The sequence below is a fragment of the Pseudomonas sp. ok266 genome (assembly GCF_900110195.1).
Classification (GTDB): Bacteria; Pseudomonadota; Gammaproteobacteria; order Pseudomonadales; family Pseudomonadaceae; genus Aquipseudomonas; species Aquipseudomonas neuropathica.
Window position 1 is genome coordinate 151,482 of sequence record NZ_FOCU01000015.1, and the last position, 15,774, is coordinate 167,255.

Sequence of the window (15,774 nt, forward strand, 5' to 3'; positions counted from 1 at the left end):
CCCAGACAAAAGAAAACCCGCACTTGGCGGGTTTTCTTTTTTCTGCAGCAAAAAGCGAATTATTGCTTCTTGGCAGCTTCTTCTTGTGCAGCAGCGTTCGATTCAGCCTGAGCTTTGGCAGCTTCGGCGTTTTCTTTCGCAGCGTCGTTCACTTTATCCTGAGCTTTGTTCATGTCCTGCTGAGCTTGTTCAGCATGTTGGTTGGCATCTTGAGCTTTGTCCTCGGATTTTTTATCGCAGGCAGCGAGACCGAGGGAAGCGGTCAACATCAAGGCAATAGCAAAAGTCTTACGCATGGGGTGTTTCTCCTTATGGAAAATAACTACTGGCCTTAAGAACTCGGCGCTACAGGTTAAGTTCCTCATTTCTTTCAGATATATAAGTTTGTTTTTACACGGAACTTTTGCTGTTTTGCACACTACTGGCAAAAGGCTCTAACGAGAGTAATTATCATATGGCCGAAAATCCCGTTTTTGAGCGTGCGACGCGATTTCTCTCCGCGCTGCGCCACTGTCAGGTACTCGGTTTGCAGGTGCACAGCGCCTCGGCCGAAGGGCTTACGGTGATCTTGCCGTACAGCGAAAAAATCGTCGGCAATCCCCGGACCGGAGTCATTCACGGCGGGGCGATTACTTCATTGATGGACACCGCTTGCGGGATGTCGACCCTGTGCGTGTTGCCGGAGTTCGAGGTGTGTCCGACCCTTGATCTGCGCATCGATTACATGCACGCCGCCGAGCCGAACAAGGATGTGTATGGCTTTGCCCAGTGCTACCGAGTGACCACCGATGTGATATTCGCCCGAGGCTTCGCTTATCAGGATGATCCCGAACAGCCCATCGCCCATGTGGTTGGCACCTTCATGCGCATGGGCAAGGGCCTTAAAGGCACCAAAGGTTTCGGCGGCGCGATCAAGGGAGAAAATCAATGATCGACGACCTCAAGAAACAATTGCAGCAGGCCCATGCAGAGGGTGATTACGCGCCGTTGCTGGAGCTGATCCCATACGCTGGGCTGATCGGTATCGAGTGTTCGCGAGTCGGCGATGAACTGTTGTTCAAGCTGCCGGCGAACAAGGACAACATTGGTAACCCTTTATTGCCGGCGATCCACGGCGGGGTGATTGCCGGATTCATGGAGCTGGCCGCCGCCCTGCATCTGTTGATTTTCACTGGTGCGCCTGGCGTGCCGAAGATTATCGACTTCTCCCTCGATTACCTGCGCGCCGGGCAGTTCCGTGATACCTGGGCCAAATGTCAGGTCTGCCGTCAGGGCCGGCGCGTCGCCAACGTTGCGATCACAGCCTGGCAAAGCACTGAAAGCGAACCGATTGCCACCGCGCGTGCGCACTTCAAAATCGAGGAGCCCTTGAAATCCTGAACAGCGCCCCAAACTCACAAGACAACCCGCCGCCGACCATTTCGGGTCGCGGCCACTGCCATCTGATTGGAGTTTGATGACCATGAGTGTGGAAACTCAAAAGGAAACCCTGGGCTTCCAGACCGAGGTAAAGCAGCTGCTGCACCTCATGATCCATTCGCTGTATTCCAACAAGGAAATTTTCCTTCGCGAATTGATCTCGAACGCCTCTGACGCTGTCGACAAGCTGCGCTTCGAAGCCCTGGCCAAGCCAGAGTTGCTCGAAGGTGGCGCTGATCTGAAAATCCGTGTGAGCTTCGACAAGGACGCCAAGACCGTCACCCTCGAAGACAACGGTATCGGCATGAACCGTGACGATGTGATCACCCACCTGGGGACCATCGCCAAATCCGGCACCGCTGATTTCATGAAGAACCTCTCGGGCGATCAGAAGAAAGATTCGCATCTGATCGGCCAGTTCGGTGTCGGCTTTTACTCCGCCTTCATCGTTGCCGACCAGGTTGACGTGTACTCCCGTCGCGCCGGCACCCCGGCCAGCGAAGGCGTGCACTGGTCGTCGAAAGGTGAGGGCGAGTTCGAAGTCGCCACCATCGACAAACCGGAGCGCGGCACCCGCATCGTCCTGCACCTGAAAGCTGCAGAAGACGAGTTTGCTGATGGCTGGCGTCTGCGCAACATCATCAAGAAGTACTCCGACCACATCGCTTTGCCGATCGAGCTGCCGAAAGAAGCTGCTGCTGCTGCCGAAGGCGAAGAGGCTCCGGCCGTTGAGTGGGAAACCGTCAACCGCGCCAGCGCCCTGTGGACCCGTCCGCGCACTGAAGTGAAGGACGAGGAATACCAGGAGTTCTACAAGCACATCGCTCACGACTTTGAAAACCCGCTGGCCTGGAGCCACAACAAAGTCGAAGGCAAGCTCGAATACAGCTCGCTGCTGTACGTGCCGGCCCGCGCACCGTTCGACCTGTACCAGCGTGAAGCGCCGAAAGGTCTGAAGCTGTACGTGCAGCGCGTGTTCGTGATGGATCAGGCCGAGTCGTTCCTGCCGCTGTACCTGCGCTTCATCAAAGGCGTGGTCGATTCCAACGACCTGTCGCTGAACGTGTCGCGCGAGATCCTGCAGAAAGACCCGATCATCGATTCGATGAAGACCGCGCTGACCAAGCGTGTGCTCGACATGCTGGAAAAACTGGCGAAAAACGAGCCTGAGCAATACAAAGGCTTCTGGAAGAACTTCGGTCAGGTCATGAAAGAAGGCCCGGCTGAAGACTTCGCCAACAAAGAGAAAATTGCCGGCCTGCTGCGTTTCGCATCGACCAATGGCGACGACGGCGAGCAGATCGTCGGTCTGGCCGACTACCTGGCACGTGCCAAGGAAGGTCAGGACAAGATCTACTACCTCACCGGCGAAACCTACGCGCAGGTCAAAAATAGCCCGCACCTGGAAGTCTTCCGCAAGAAAGGCATCGAAGTGCTGCTGCTGACCGACCGCATCGACGAGTGGCTGATGAGCTACCTCAGCGAGTTCGACGGCAAGACTTTTGTCGACGTGGCGCGCGGTGACCTCGATCTGGGCAATCTGGACTCGGAAGAGGACAAGAAAGCTGCAGAAGAAGTCGCCAAGTCCAAAGAAGGTCTGGTTGAGCGTCTGAAAACCGCGCTGGGCGATTCCGTGGCTGAAGTCCGCGTATCGCATCGTCTGACCGACTCGCCGGCCATTCTGGCCATCGGCGAGCAGGATCTGGGTCTGCAAATGCGCCAGATCCTCGAAGCCAGCGGGCAAAAAGTGCCGGATTCGAAGCCAATCTTCGAATTCAACCCAAGCCACCCGCTGATCGAGAAACTCGATGGCGAGCAGAGCGAAGAGCGGTTCGGCGACCTGTCGCACATCCTCTTCGATCAGGCAGCCCTGGCTGCCGGCGACAGCTTGAAAGATCCGGCCGCTTATGTGCGCCGCCTGAACAAGCTGCTGGTTGAACTGTCGGTTTAACCAAGTCGTAGAAAAACCCGCTTCGGCGGGTTTTTTCATTCTGGTGTTTAGCAAATCAGGAGTCAGAAATGAGCGAAGTCACTGTACGTTCCGTGGTCTACCAGATCGACGGCCAGCCTTATGAAGGTCGTCTGGCGTTCGACGCCGAGCACAAAGGCGCGCGGCCGGGTTTGTTGATGGCGCCGAACTGGATGGGCGTCAGCGCCGGTGCCGAAGAGATCGCCAAATCGGTGGCGGCCAAGGGCTACGTGGTGTTGATCGCTGACGTTTACGGTCAGGCTGTGCGTCCGCAGAATGCTGATCAGGCCGGCGCGGCGATGATGCCGCTGAAGGATGATCGCGCGCTGCTGCGCAAGCGTATGCAAGCGGCGTTCGAGCAGTTGCAGAAGCAGGGCGAAGCGGCGGTGGATACTTCGAAGCTGGCGGTGTTCGGTTTCTGCTTCGGCGGTTGCTGTGCGCTGGATCTTGCGCGCACCGGTGCGCCGGTGAAGGCTGCGGTGTCGTTCCACGGCACGCTGGATTCACCGAATCCGGGCGACGCGCAGAACATTAAAGGTTCGGTGCTGGTGCTGCACGGTGCTGCAGACCCGTTGGTGCCGAAAGAGCAATTGCCGGCGTTTGAGGATGAAATGAACGCGGCGAAAGTCGATTGGCAGTTGCTGAGCTATGGCGGTGCGGTGCACTCGTTTACTGATCCGCATGCGAATGTGCCGGGCAAGATGATGTACGACGCGAAGACCGCGAAGCGCGCGTTCAAGTCGATGCATGATTTGCTGGATGAAGTGTTCAAGGGCTGAAGCCTGACAATCAAAAGCCCCTCATCGGAACGCCGCCCGCCTAACCCTCTCCCAGAGGGAGAGGGGACTGATTGGGGATGCTGAAGTACTGCGCCGACCTGAAAGTGTCTTGGTGAATCCATAATCGCCAAGATTTTTCAGGTCGATGTATGACGCAAGACACCTCGGTCGGCTCCCTCTCCCTACGGGCGGTCCGACGTTTCGGGAGGGCTGGGGTGAGGGTGCTTTTCAGCGCGGTAACTCGATCCGCTCAACTTCCCCCGGCACCGTCGGCCAATCCCCAGCCGCCCATTTGCGCCGCGCCTCATCGATCGCCGCCGGATCGCTCGCGACAAAATTCCAGTTGATCCGCCGAGGCCCATCCAACGGCGCGCCGCCAAAAACCACCGCGTGCACATCACTTTCGGCAAACAGACTTATCTCTTCCCCGGCCGGCAATACCGCCAGCGCATGCGGTTCAAGCGCTTCACCGTTCAGTTGCGCATCGCCACTCAACACATAAACCGCCCGCTCTTGATGCTCGGTCGGAATCAGCAAAGTGGTCGCCGTTCGCATCTGCACTTCCGCATACAACGTAGGAGAAAGCACCGGCACCGGCGATTCCAGGCAAAAGCCTGACCCGGCAATCATGCGGATCTGTACACCCAGGTTGTCGCTGACCGGCAAGGTCGCCGCCGGGTGATGGCTGTAATGCCCGGGACCTTGCTCGTGCTCCTTGGGCGAGGCCAGCCAGATTTGCAAACCGTGCATCGTGAAGCTCTGCTCCCACAACGGCTCAGGCGTGCGTTCAACGTGAGCAATCGCGCTGCCAGCGGTCATCCAGCTGACATCGCCAGCGCCGACCACCTGATCGGAGCCAAGGCTGTCCTTGTGCTGGATCTGACCTTCGAACAGATACGTAAGCGTCGACAGACCGATGTGCGGGTGCTGTCGGATGTTCATGCCTTTGCCCGCCGGATAAACCGTCTCGAGCATGTGATCAAAAAACACGAATGGCCCGACACTGCGGCATTTGGCTGACGGCAGCGGACGCAGAATCGGCTGGCCTTCGACGTCTTCGGCGCGCGGGCGGATGATCAGAGGTTGCGTGTCCATGGTGCATTCCAGACTGAGCGGGTGATGCCAGAAGCATAACCCGCCGCTGGCATCAGGAGGGTTACTGGCTATCGAAGCCTTGCGGGGCGTGGGTTTCGATCGTCACGTCGCTGGTGGTCATCAGTTTGTGAATCGGGCAACGGTCGGCAACCCGCAGCAGTTCCTCACGCTGGGCATCGGTGAGTACACCTTTGAGGGTGAGGGTGACGTGCAGCACGTATTTGCCTTTTTGTTCTTCGCTGTTATCGCGTTTGACGTCGACCCCGACGCCGGTCAGCGGAATGTCTTTCTTCTTCGCGTACATCTTCAGGGTCAGCGCTTTGCAGGCGCCGAGGGCGGCATCGAAGTAGTCGTGCGGCTCAGGCGCCGTGCCTTCGCCGCCGGCGGATTTCGGCACGTCGGCAAACAGTTCGTGGTCATCAATCTGTACGGTGTGACGAAAACCTTCAGCGGAGACGGTATTGACGGTAACGGTCATGGGAACCTCACTGGCAGTAGGAAAAGTCGTTCGATCAAAAAAGACCTTGCAGTTATAGAGCATTCCCACCGGTACGCGTTCCACTTTCCTGTGGGATGAACCCTTGTCGTCAGGGCGGGGTCTAGGCTATGCCTACTTCCCGGAGATTACTTGTGTCCCTGTATCGTCTGAGTCTTGCCTGTCTTCTTCTGGTTGCCGGCAGCGCCAGCGCCCGCGATTACACCTACAGCGATGCGCACCTGCATTACGTGGATTTTTTCCAGGAAAGCGCGGGCATGGCGAAATTGCTGACAGCCATGCAGGACAATTCCATCGAGCATGTGATGATTTCCGGTATTCCGGTGGCGAAGAAATGGCACGAAGACGAACCCAAGCGTCCGCGCTATTACGCGGGTGACGACGCTGACGCCTACTGGTACAGCGCAACCGATGTGATCGTTGCTGATGCCGTGCAAAAACTCAGTGCCGAGCAGCGCCCGTACTTTCATCCGTTCCTGTCCGGCTTCAACCCCAACGACAAGAACTCCGCCGCACATATCCAGCGCATGCTCGACCTTTACCCAGGGCTTTGGCAGGGCATCGGCGAAGTGTTTACCCGGCATGACGATCTCACGGCGCTGACCTCCGGCGACACGCCGCGGGCCAACAATGAAGCGATGACCAAGATCTATCATCTGGCCGCCGAGAACGATCTGCCGGTGATGCTGCATTCCAATATCACTTCCAAGCGTGAGAAAAATCCGCTGTACCTGAAGGAAATCGAAGAGCCGCTGCGTAATCACCCGCACACGCGATTCATTTGGGCGCACGCCGGCACGAGTGCCGAAATTCATCGGCATCAGACACAACTGAAGTTCTTGCTGCCCACGCTGACGCGCATGCTCGAGGCGTATCCCAACCTGTTTATCGACTTGTCCTGGAGCATGCTCACGCCGTACCTGCTGGACGAACAGGGCACGCCGCGCGCGGAGTGGCTGGCGCTGGTCGAGAAATACCCGGAACGCTTCATGCTCGGCTCTGACGTGGTCGGGCGTTTCAATAAGCTCGGTGAAGAAATGCGCAGTTTCAAACCGTTCCTTGATGCGCTGCCGGAAGACGTTGCGCAAAAAGTCGCTCGGGATAACTTCCTGGCAATCTTGCCGCGAACGGTGCTCAAGTCCGGCAAAAGCACGCTGAATCGTTAATGCCAACGGTTCGAAGGATCAAGGCCTTTTGATATCGCCTTTTCGTCTTACGCAAATTTTCGCCGGGCCGATACCTTCTAAAGCAACCAGCTGCAGGGTTGATGCAGCGCTTTTGGAAGGAACCAGAGCAATGAGTATCCGTAGTCTCAATATTGCCCCGCGCGCCGGCCTCGGTTTTGGCTTGTTGGCGCTGATGGTGTTTGTTCTTGGCGCGTTCGCTTTGCTGCAAATGTCGAACATGCGCGCGCAGTCCGACGAGGTCGATAACAATTGGTTGCCGAGCGTGATGGCGGTCGGCGAGATGAGTCAGGACATGCTGCGCCTGCGAGCGTTGACCATGCGTCTGTTGCTCAATCGTGATCCGCAGGCGCTCGAACAGAACGTTGCCAAACTCAATGAATTGCGCGGTGTGCTCAGTGAAGCCCAGCAACGATATGACGTGCTGATCGTGTTGCCCGAGGAGCGCAAGCTGTTCGATCGCTTCAAGGTTGCCGAGCACCAGTATCTGGAGTTTCAGGCACAGGTCATGCAGTTGTCGGCGCAGAATCGGGTCGCGGAGGCTGCGACCATTCTCAACGGTCAGATGAGTCCTTTGGCCGACGAAATCGCAGTGCTTTTGCGCGAACTGGTTGAGCTGAATAAACACAATGCCAATCTCGCCACTGAAGCTGCGCGGTTGGTGTTTATGAATTCGCGGGTGTGGGTCGGGGTGATGATTGGCGTGACCGCGCTGATCACCATCGGCCTGGCCCTGTTGCTGACCCGCAGCATCGTGTTGCCGCTGGCGCAGTCGTTGGGCGTGGCCGAGGTGGTGGCGCGTGGCGATCTGACCGGCGACATCAACATCAGCGGCAAGGACGAGCCGGCGCGGCTGTTGCAGGCGCTCAAGAGCATGCAGCACAACTTGCGCGAGACGATTCGGCAGATCTCGGAGTCCTCCAGCCAATTGGCCTCGGCGTCAGAGGAGCTGAGTTGCGTCACGGAAGACGCTACGCGCGGTTTGCACCAGCAGAGCCTGGAAATTGAACAGGCGGCCACGGCGGTCAATCAGATGACTGCTGCAGTGGAGGAGGTTGCCAGCAATGCCGTGGCAACGTCAGAAGCGTCGCGGGAATCCGATCGTATTGCCCAGCATGGTCGTGAACAGGTGCATCAAACGGTGTTGTCCATCGAATCGCTTGCCGATGATGTGACGGCCAATGCCAGCCAAGTAGAAGATCTGGCGCAGAAGGTCTATAGCATCAGCAAAGTGCTGGACGTGATCCGTTCGATTGCCGAGCAGACCAATTTGCTGGCGCTGAACGCTGCGATCGAGGCGGCGCGGGCCGGTGATGCCGGGCGTGGGTTTGCTGTGGTGGCGGACGAGGTGCGGGCCTTGGCGCATCGCACCCAGCAGTCGACGCAAGAGATTGAGCAGATGATTGGCGGGATTCAGCAGGGTACCGATTCGGCGGTCAGTTCAATGCAGCAAAGCAATGTACGTGCGCGTTCGACGTTGGAGCTGGCCAAGGCTGCCGGGACTGCACTTGAAGAGATCGCCTCGGCATTCACGCTGATCAACGAGCGCAATCTGGTGATCGCCAGTGCTTCGGAGGAGCAAGCGGCGGTGGCGCGGGAGGTGGATCGTAATCTGATGAATATTCGTGATCTGGCGATGCAGACATCGGCTGGGGCCAATCAGACCAGTGCGGCGAGTCAGGAGCTGTCGCGGTTGGCGGTGGATTTGAACAGCATGGTGGCGAAGTTTTCGGTTTGAGGTTTGCCTTCAAAAGCCCCTCACCCTAGCCCGCTCCCAGGGGGAGAGGGGACTGACCGTGGGAGATTGGCGAGTTGCACCGACCTGATCTTGCTTTGGTGAGTCCATAATCGACTCGGTCTTTCAGGTCGATGTATGGCGCCAGACATCTCGGTCGGCTCCCTCTCCCCCGGGAGAGGGCTGGGGTGAGGGGCGAAGGTGATACAAAAAATAGGGTTGAACGCAGGCAAAAAAAAGCCCCGCATTTCGCGGGGCTTTTTGTTCTTGCGGCAGATCAGCTGCCTTTAACGGCTTTGCCGTTGACGGTGCCGTCCTGGAGCATGATGTTGTACTCCTTGCCGTCGGTTTCAACCTGTTGCAGGCGAACCAGCAGGTAATCCCAATCCTTGGCGAACCAGAGGACGGTGGTGCGCTTGCTTTGTGTCGGGTCGCGCACACGCTCGACCTTGATCGCATCGATCTTGCCAGCCTTGGTCTCGACTTTCTCCGAGCCCAGAACGCGGAAGTCATAGGTATCGACTTCACCGTCATCGACCACTTGATAGCTCATGGTCTTCTTGCCGGCAGCAACGTCATGTTGCAGTGCCAACTGGTAAGTGGACTTGTCGACCATGCCGCGATTCAGTGGAATCTTCACCGCGTCGCCACGGTCGGTACCGGTGACCATTTTGCTGTTCCAGTCGAAATCCAGATCAGCCTTTTTCGCTTTTCCCAGACCGCCACGTTCAAAGTGGTAGGACTGCGGTAGCAGGGTGTCCTTGTCCAGGGTCAGGGTGCTTTCTTCGGTCAGGCTGGCAATCATCATCGAAGCCTTGAAGCTGAGCTTCCAGACGCCGTTGGCTTCCTTGACCAGACTGCGCTCGGCGGTGCCGCTCATGGGCAGCTGCTTCCAGTCGGCGGTGTAGCTGGCGGAGAACGGTTGAAGGTCCGCTGCCTGCGCGAAGGGCAGGGCGAGCAGAGCGCAAGCGAAGAGCAGGGCGCGACGCATAAAATCTCCTAGTTTCGAATCAAGTGGCCGCTGGCCGCGAGTAACTGCCCGTCCAGTAAAGCACCGTGTTCACCGAGTGCCAGTCTGCCTTCTGCAAACCAGCGCACTGCCATCGGATAAATCAGGTGTTCCTGAACGTGGACTCGCTGCGCCAGACTCTGCGGCGTGTCGTGCAACTCTACCGGTAATACTGCCTGTACGACCAGTGGTCCGCCATCGAGTTCCTCGGTGACGAAGTGCACGGAGCAGCCGTGCTCAGTGTCACCGGCCTCCAGCGCGCGCTGATGAGTGTGTAACCCTTTGTATTTGGGCAGCAGCGACGGGTGGATGTTGAGCAGGCGACCCTGATAGTGGCGAACGAAATCAGCGCTGAGAATGCGCATGAAGCCGGCCAGCACCACAAGTTTCGGTTTGAATTCGTCGATCAGTTCGATCAGGGCAGCATCGAAGGCCTCGCGACCTTCGAATGCCTTGTGATCCAGCGCGCGGGTGGCGATACCCGCAGCACTGGCGCGTTGCAGGCCGTAGGCATCGGCGCGATTGGAAATCACTGCAGCGATGCGGACCGGGCTGTCGCCGGTCCGCGTGCTGTCGATCAGAGCCTGCAAGTTACTGCCGGTGCCGGACAACAGCACCACGACATCACAGGTTGCGGACATTAATGAGCCTTAAGGTTCTGCAGATCAACCTGGGCAGCGCCTTCGGCAGCAGCAGCGATCTGACCGATGACCCAAGGCTGTTCGCCGGCGTCACGCAGGGTTTTCAGGGCTACTTCAATGTGCTCTTGAGCCACGCAGATGACCATGCCAACGCCGCAGTTCAGTACGCGGTGCATCTCGGTTTCGTCAACGTTGCCTTTTTCCTGCAGCCAGTCGAACACGGCAGGGCGAGTCCAGCTAGCCACGTCAACCACCGCCTGAGCGCCTTTTGGCAGTACGCGCGGGATGTTGTCGAGCAGGCCGCCACCGGTGATGTGGGCCATGGCTTTGACCGCGCCGGTGTCTTTGATCAGCTTGAGCAGCGGCTTCACGTAGATGCGGGTCGGGGCCATCAGCAGGTCGGTCAGCGGTTTGCCGTCGAGCTGGATGTTTTCGATGTCGGCACCGGAGACTTCGATGATCTTGCGGATCAGCGAGTAGCCGTTGGAGTGCGGGCCGGACGATGGCAGAGCGATCAGCGCATCACCAGTGGCGACTTTCGAGCCGTCGATGATTTCCGATTTTTCCACGACGCCGACGCAGAAGCCGGCCAGGTCGTAGTCTTCGCCTTCGTACATGCCTGGCATTTCAGCGGTTTCGCCGCCAACCAGCGAGCAACCCGACAGTTCGCAGCCAGCGCCGATGCCGGTTACCACCTGGGCAGCGGTGTCGACATTCAATTTGCCGGTGGCGTAGTAGTCGAGGAAGAACAGTGGCTCAGCGCCGCAAACGACGAGGTCGTTGACGCACATGGCAACCAGGTCGATACCGATGCTGTCGTGCTTGTTCAGGTTCAGCGCCAGACGCAGCTTGGTGCCGACGCCGTCGGTGCCGGAAACCAGAACTGGCTGCTTGTAGCCGGCCGGGATTTCGCAGAGGGCGCCGAAACCGCCCAGGCCGCCCATGACTTCCGGGCGCGCAGTGCGCTTGGCGACGCTCTTGATGCGTTCGACCAATGCTTCACCGGCGTCGATGTCTACACCGGCGTCCTTGTAGCTCAGGGAGGGTTGCTTGCTCATGATCCAGGCCTTTAGGGGAGGGGATTCAGGGGTAACGACCGAGTTCAGCGGGAACGTCGAAATCGAGGGTGGCGATGGCCTCACGCGAGTTTCGAGGTGCCCGGCTGTTGCCGGTCTGCGAAGGCGCGCGATTTTATCAGGCTTGAGGGGCAGCGGCCATCCTCGCACCGACGGGCAGGGCCATATCAGCGGAAATTTTTTGCAATTGAGCCGTATGAACGCCTGTATAAGGTGTGGCGATTAACCGTCTATCGTTATCACTGTGCAAAAACTTACCGCTACCGTGTGAATGTTTTGCGATGGCAGATTGTCACAGCCTTGCTTAACCGGTTCACGCGGCCTGTTCCAGCCGCTCCTGTCGACGGGAATTCTCCATGCGTTTTTGTAAATTGTTGTTTGTGGGTTGTTTGTCTCTGATCAGCCTGGCGAGTCATGCCGAAAATCTCAAAGGCCTTTATCAAGTGCGTGAGCCGGTCAACGGCCAGGCGCCGGAAGAACGTGATCGCGCCACGCAGGCGGCGCTCGACACGTTGGTGTTGCGTCTGACCGGCGATCCGAAAGCTGCGCAAAACCCGGGGCTGGCGGCGATTCGCAAGGATCCGCAGCAAATTATCAGTCAGTTTGGTTTCGATGCCGGGCCGCCGGAGGTGCTGAAGGTCGATTTCGATCCGGCGACCACCGAGCAGGCGCTGCGTCGGGCCGGCCTGTCGTTGTGGGGCGCCAGTCGGCCGTCGATTCTGAGCTGGTGGCTGAATGATTCGGCTGAAGGTTCGAGTCTGGTCGGTGATGGTCAGGCCGCTGCCGCGCCGTTGCGTACCGCCGCTCAGCATCGCGGCTTGCCATTGCGTTTGCCGTTGGCGGACTTGAGCGAGCAACTGGTTGCCACGGCGCCAGCGCTGGAAGGCACCGATCCGGCACCGTTGCGCGGCGCCTCCGAGCGCTACAACGCTGACGCCTTGCTGGCGGTGCATGCCCGCGAAGAAGGCGGGCAATGGCAGGCCAAGTGGCACTTGTGGCTGGGCGACCAGAAAGAGGCGGGCAGTGTGCAGGGTGCCGATCAGGCCGCTGTCGCTGATGCGGTGATGCTGGCGGTGGCTGAACGTCTGGCGCCACGATTTGTGGCCAAGCCCGGCGCTTCGGGTCAGCAGACCCTGGAAGTCCAAGGCATGAATCTTGAACATTACGCGGCGCTGTTGCGGTTACTCGAGCCGTTTGGCGTGCGTCTGCAAAGTGTTGATGGTGATCGCATCGTTTATCGGGTCAATGGCAGCGCCGATCAAATGCGCGCGCAGTTGTCGCTGGCGAAGTTGCAGGAGTTGCCCGCCGAAGCCCCGGTTCCAGTGGCGGCGCCACAGCCAGTGGCTGGTGGTGCAGCACCTGTCGCGGCGCCAGCCCCGACCCCGGCAGCACCGTCGTTGCGGTTTCGCTGGTAAGTCTTTCCTTATATAGAAGCAACAGGAGTGGTACATGGCCGATACGCGGCGTTGGTTCTGGCTCGGTGGGGTAGTCCTGCTTTGCGCGTTTGTGTGGTTGCTGCACCCGATCCTCACGCCGTTTCTGGTGGCGCTGCTACTGGCTTATCTGTTCGATCCGTTGGTGGATCGACTGGAAAAACTCGGGCTGTCGCGAACCTGGGGCGTGATCGCGGTGTTTGCGTTGTTCACGCTGATCGTCACCGCACTGATGCTGGTGCTGGTGCCGATGCTCGCCAAGCAGTTGCTGCGTCTGTACGAACTGGCACCGCAGATGCTCGACTGGTTGCAGCACACAGCTGTGCCGTGGGCGCAGTCGAAGCTGGGGTTGTCGGACGGTTTCTGGAAGTTCGATAAGGTCAAGGCCGCGATCAGCGAGCACATGGGTCAGACCACCGACATTGTCGGCGTGGTGCTGAGTCAGGCAACGGCCTCCAGTCTGGCGCTGATCGGCTGGCTGGCCAATCTGGTGCTGATCCCGGTGGTGAGTTTCTACCTGCTGCGCGACTGGGACGTGATGATGGCCAAGATCCGCAGCCTGTTGCCGCGTGATCGTGAAGAGCGTGTAGTCGCGCTGGCTGGCGAATGTCATGAGGTGCTGGGCGCGTTCGTTCGTGGTCAGTTGCTGGTGATGCTGGCGCTGGGTGTGATTTATGCGGCAGGCCTGATGATTGTCGGTCTGGAACTGGGGCTGTTGATCGGCCTGATCGCGGGGCTGGCGGCGATCGTGCCGTACATGGGCTTCGTGATCGGCATTGGCGCAGCGCTGATTGCCGGGTTGTTCCAGTTCGGTGGTGATCTGTACCCGATGGTCGGGATCGTCGCGGTGTTCATGGTTGGTCAGGCGCTTGAGGGCATGGTGTTGACCCCGTTGCTGGTGGGTGATCGTATTGGTCTGCACCCGGTGGCGGTGATCTTCGCGATTCTGGCTGGCGGCGAGCTGTTCGGTTTCACCGGTGTGTTGTTGGCCTTGCCGGTGGCGGCGGTGATCATGGTGCTGGTGCGTCATGTGCACGACTTGTACAAGGATTCCGAGATCTATAGCGGTGTGGACGAGCCGGAGTTGTAACGGTGCAGGGCGGCCCGGCGATTAGCCGGGTTGGCCCGTGTCCTGCAGGCGCTGGCGCCAAAGAATCTGTCATAAAACCAGCGTGTTAACGCAAACCTTTGATTTTGCTTGGACTCTGTCGCATTGTGCGCTCAGCTTCACGGGTATAAACTTCGCAAACTTTACACAGAGGCCACTAACGGTTCCTTGAGAACTGTTCAGTCAGCATGAAACCGATTCAGCTGCCCCTAGGTGTGCGTCTGCGTGACGACGCCACCTTCATCAACTACTACCCAGGCGCCAATGCCGCTGCACTCGGCTATGTCGAGCGTCTATGCGAAGCCGACGCCGGCTGGACAGAAAGCCTGATCTACCTGTGGGGCAAACACGGCGTAGGGCGGACGCATCTGTTGCAGGCCGCGTGCTTGCGCTTCGAGCAGATGGGTGAACCGGCTGTGTATTTGCCGTTGGCCGAGTTGATGGACCGCGGCGTTGAAATCCTCGACAACCTCGAACAGTACGAACTGGTCTGCCTAGACGACTTGCAGGTGATTGCCGGCAAGGCTGACTGGGAAGAGGCGATGTTTCATCTGTTCAATCGTCTGCGTGACAGCGGTCGGCGCTTGCTGATTGCCGCCTCCACCTCTCCGCGTGAATTGCCGGTCAAACTGGCTGACTTGAAATCCCGCCTGACGCTGGCGCTGATTTTCCAGATGCGCCCGCTCTCCGATGAAGACAAATTGCGCGCCTTGCAATTGCGCGCGTCGCGTCGCGGTCTGCACCTGACTGACGAAGTCGGGCATTTTATTTTGACTCGCGGCACTCGCAGCATGAGTGCGCTGTTTGACTTGCTTGAACAGCTCGATCAGGCCTCGTTGCAGGCTCAACGCAAGCTGACCATTCCCTTCCTGAAAGAAACGCTAGGCTGGTAACGGCGCGGCTTTCAGCGTGTTTCGGCATATTTCAGGCGCCAGAAAATCCGCTTTCCTGCGAGGTGCGCAGGCCGCGTATCGGTTCAAATGGGCTTAAGCGCTTAGATGTAAACGAGAAACCGGGAAGTCACAAAAAGATCGATTGAATTTGCAAATGAGGCTGATAGCGGGCATAGTCTCGGCTTCTTTACAACTATCAGCCACGGTCGTGCCCATGCTAAAGCGCTTCGCACCCCTCGTGCCTCTCGCACTCGTCACCCTGTTGTACGGTTGCGCTGCTCATTCTCCAGTTCAAGAGCAGCCTCAACAGGTTAAAAATTCTGCCACGGCTCAGTCTTCCGTTATTTACCAGGAAGAGCTGGACACCGAAAAAGAGCTCAACGAATTCAATGGCAAGAAGCCTTATCAGCTTCCTGTTCTGGCCGACAGCATCCTTGAACGCGGCATGTCCCTGATCGGTACCCGTTACCGTTTTGGTGGTACCTCTGAAGCCGGTTTCGATTGCAGCGGTTTCATCGGCTATCTGTTCCGCGAAGAAGCTGGCATGAACCTGCCGCGCTCGACCCGCGAAATGATCAACGTCGATGCGCCGCTGGTCTCGCGCAGCAACCTTGAGCCGGGCGATCTGCTGTTCTTCGCCACCAACGGTCGTCGCGGTCGTGTCAGTCACGCCGGGATCTACCTCGGTGACAACCAGTTCATCCACTCCAGCAGTCGTCGCAGCGGCGGTGTTCGCATCGACAGCCTGGGTGACAGCTACTGGAGCAAGACCTTCATCGAAGCGAAACGCGCTCTGGCCAACGCTCCGACTGTAGTCACTGCTCGCAAGTAATCCCCTGTTGTCGCTGCGTTCGCGGCGACAATCAGGCTTCCGGTAACGGAGTAGACGTAGACTTTACAAGGTGAAGTTAAAGTCTTACTTGAAGTTTGCCGCGTA

Annotated in this window: 16 protein-coding genes; 10 read left to right on the forward strand and 6 right to left on the reverse strand. The window is 58.4% G+C overall.

Annotated elements, in window-relative coordinates; genetic code table 11:
* Positions 1–59 precede the first annotated feature (59 nt).
* Positions 60–296: a hypothetical protein gene (locus tag BMY54_RS25865; protein WP_007919867.1), complete on the reverse strand. Its 237-nt coding sequence runs from the start codon at positions 294–296 to the stop codon at positions 60–62.
* 158 nt (positions 297–454) lie between these two features.
* On the opposite strand from BMY54_RS25865, the gene BMY54_RS25870 reads away from it, so the two are divergent.
* From BMY54_RS25870 to BMY54_RS25885, 4 genes are all read left to right on the forward strand, one after another.
* Entirely contained in the window at positions 455–931 is a 477-nt protein-coding gene (locus tag BMY54_RS25870) for a PaaI family thioesterase (RefSeq protein WP_093439939.1), read from the forward strand.
* The gene (locus tag BMY54_RS25875) at positions 928–1,380 is read left to right on the forward strand and encodes a PaaI family thioesterase (protein ID WP_093439944.1); all 453 of its coding nucleotides are present in this window, start codon (positions 928–930) and stop codon (positions 1,378–1,380) included. The genes BMY54_RS25870 and BMY54_RS25875 overlap by 4 nt, the downstream gene beginning before the upstream one ends.
* An 82-nt stretch (positions 1,381–1,462) precedes the next feature.
* Positions 1,463–3,370 (forward strand): molecular chaperone HtpG, encoded by a 1,908-nt coding sequence (gene htpG, locus BMY54_RS25880; protein ID WP_093440165.1) that lies wholly within the window; start codon positions 1,463–1,465, stop codon positions 3,368–3,370.
* A gap of 68 nt (positions 3,371–3,438) precedes the next feature.
* Positions 3,439–4,167 carry a dienelactone hydrolase family protein gene (locus BMY54_RS25885; RefSeq protein ID WP_093439949.1) on the forward strand — a complete coding sequence of 243 codons (729 nt, stop codon included), beginning with the start codon at positions 3,439–3,441 and terminating at the stop codon, positions 4,165–4,167.
* A 228-nt stretch (positions 4,168–4,395) separates the two neighbouring features.
* On the opposite strand, the gene BMY54_RS25890 is transcribed toward BMY54_RS25885, so the two are convergent.
* Together BMY54_RS25890 and BMY54_RS25895 are read right to left on the reverse strand one after the other, a co-directional pair.
* The gene (locus BMY54_RS25890; RefSeq protein WP_093439953.1) at positions 4,396–5,262 is read right to left on the reverse strand and encodes a pirin family protein; all 867 of its coding nucleotides are present in this window, start codon (positions 5,260–5,262) and stop codon (positions 4,396–4,398) included.
* Positions 5,263–5,323: 61 nt separating this feature from the next.
* Positions 5,324–5,740, reverse strand: coding sequence for an OsmC family protein (locus tag BMY54_RS25895; protein WP_093439968.1), 417 nt, complete (start codon positions 5,738–5,740; stop codon positions 5,324–5,326).
* A 128-nt stretch (positions 5,741–5,868) separates the two neighbouring features.
* On the opposite strand from BMY54_RS25895, the gene BMY54_RS25900 reads away from it, so the two are divergent.
* Together BMY54_RS25900 and BMY54_RS25905 are read left to right on the forward strand one after the other, a co-directional pair.
* Entirely contained in the window at positions 5,869–6,924 is a 1,056-nt protein-coding gene (locus BMY54_RS25900) for an amidohydrolase family protein (RefSeq protein WP_093439974.1), read from the forward strand.
* A 130-nt stretch (positions 6,925–7,054) separates the two neighbouring features.
* Positions 7,055–8,680, forward strand: coding sequence for a methyl-accepting chemotaxis protein (locus BMY54_RS25905; RefSeq protein ID WP_093439980.1), 1,626 nt, complete (start codon positions 7,055–7,057; stop codon positions 8,678–8,680).
* A 274-nt stretch (positions 8,681–8,954) separates the two neighbouring features.
* Here the strand turns inward: BMY54_RS25905 and BMY54_RS25910 are convergent, their stop codons facing one another.
* From BMY54_RS25910 to purM, 3 genes are read right to left on the reverse strand one after another with little or no spacing between them, the layout of a single operon-like run.
* A complete protein-coding gene (locus tag BMY54_RS25910; protein ID WP_093439984.1) occupies positions 8,955–9,668 on the reverse strand; it encodes a DUF3108 domain-containing protein in 714 nt (237 codons plus the stop codon).
* A gap of 8 nt (positions 9,669–9,676) precedes the next feature.
* Positions 9,677–10,327, reverse strand: a complete 651-nt coding sequence (purN, locus tag BMY54_RS25915; protein WP_093439988.1) for a phosphoribosylglycinamide formyltransferase — start codon at positions 10,325–10,327, stop codon at positions 9,677–9,679.
* Positions 10,327–11,385, reverse strand: a complete 1,059-nt coding sequence (purM, locus tag BMY54_RS25920; protein ID WP_093439992.1) for a phosphoribosylformylglycinamidine cyclo-ligase — start codon at positions 11,383–11,385, stop codon at positions 10,327–10,329. Before purM ends, purN begins: the two co-directional genes overlap by 1 nt.
* 374 nt (positions 11,386–11,759) lie before the next feature.
* On the opposite strand from purM, the gene BMY54_RS25925 reads away from it, so the two are divergent.
* The 4 genes from BMY54_RS25925 to BMY54_RS25940 all read left to right on the forward strand — a co-directional run bounded on the left by BMY54_RS25925 (position 11,760) and on the right by BMY54_RS25940 (position 15,669).
* On the forward strand, positions 11,760–12,818 hold the full coding sequence (locus BMY54_RS25925; protein ID WP_093439999.1) for a DUF2066 domain-containing protein: 1,059 nt from the start codon (positions 11,760–11,762) through the stop codon (positions 12,816–12,818).
* A 34-nt stretch (positions 12,819–12,852) separates the two neighbouring features.
* Positions 12,853–13,926, forward strand: coding sequence for an AI-2E family transporter (locus BMY54_RS25930; RefSeq protein ID WP_093440003.1), 1,074 nt, complete (start codon positions 12,853–12,855; stop codon positions 13,924–13,926).
* A gap of 206 nt (positions 13,927–14,132) precedes the next feature.
* Positions 14,133–14,837, forward strand: a complete 705-nt coding sequence (gene hda / locus BMY54_RS25935) for a DnaA regulatory inactivator Hda (RefSeq protein ID WP_007919828.1) — start codon at positions 14,133–14,135, stop codon at positions 14,835–14,837.
* A 214-nt stretch (positions 14,838–15,051) separates the two neighbouring features.
* Positions 15,052–15,669 (forward strand): C40 family peptidase, encoded by a 618-nt coding sequence (locus BMY54_RS25940; RefSeq protein ID WP_007919826.1) that lies wholly within the window; start codon positions 15,052–15,054, stop codon positions 15,667–15,669.
* Positions 15,670–15,774: the final 105 nt, after the last annotated feature.

Coding starts and splice junctions, on each gene's coding strand:
- BMY54_RS25865 (WP_007919867.1), bottom strand. CDS start 296: ATGCGTAAGACTTTTGCTATTGCCTTGATGTTGACCGCTTCCCTCGGT.
- BMY54_RS25870 (WP_093439939.1), top strand. CDS start 455: ATGGCCGAAAATCCCGTTTTTGAGCGTGCGACGCGATTTCTCTCCGCG.
- BMY54_RS25875 (WP_093439944.1), top strand. CDS start 928: ATGATCGACGACCTCAAGAAACAATTGCAGCAGGCCCATGCAGAGGGT.
- htpG (WP_093440165.1), top strand. CDS start 1,463: ATGAGTGTGGAAACTCAAAAGGAAACCCTGGGCTTCCAGACCGAGGTA.
- BMY54_RS25885 (WP_093439949.1), top strand. CDS start 3,439: ATGAGCGAAGTCACTGTACGTTCCGTGGTCTACCAGATCGACGGCCAG.
- BMY54_RS25890 (WP_093439953.1), bottom strand. CDS start 5,262: ATGGACACGCAACCTCTGATCATCCGCCCGCGCGCCGAAGACGTCGAA.
- BMY54_RS25895 (WP_093439968.1), bottom strand. CDS start 5,740: ATGACCGTTACCGTCAATACCGTCTCCGCTGAAGGTTTTCGTCACACC.
- BMY54_RS25900 (WP_093439974.1), top strand. CDS start 5,869: ATGCCTACTTCCCGGAGATTACTTGTGTCCCTGTATCGTCTGAGTCTT.
- BMY54_RS25905 (WP_093439980.1), top strand. CDS start 7,055: ATGAGTATCCGTAGTCTCAATATTGCCCCGCGCGCCGGCCTCGGTTTT.
- BMY54_RS25910 (WP_093439984.1), bottom strand. CDS start 9,668: ATGCGTCGCGCCCTGCTCTTCGCTTGCGCTCTGCTCGCCCTGCCCTTC.
- purN (WP_093439988.1), bottom strand. CDS start 10,327: ATGTCCGCAACCTGTGATGTCGTGGTGCTGTTGTCCGGCACCGGCAGT.
- purM (WP_093439992.1), bottom strand. CDS start 11,385: ATGAGCAAGCAACCCTCCCTGAGCTACAAGGACGCCGGTGTAGACATC.
- BMY54_RS25925 (WP_093439999.1), top strand. CDS start 11,760: ATGCGTTTTTGTAAATTGTTGTTTGTGGGTTGTTTGTCTCTGATCAGC.
- BMY54_RS25930 (WP_093440003.1), top strand. CDS start 12,853: ATGGCCGATACGCGGCGTTGGTTCTGGCTCGGTGGGGTAGTCCTGCTT.
- hda (WP_007919828.1), top strand. CDS start 14,133: ATGAAACCGATTCAGCTGCCCCTAGGTGTGCGTCTGCGTGACGACGCC.
- BMY54_RS25940 (WP_007919826.1), top strand. CDS start 15,052: ATGCTAAAGCGCTTCGCACCCCTCGTGCCTCTCGCACTCGTCACCCTG.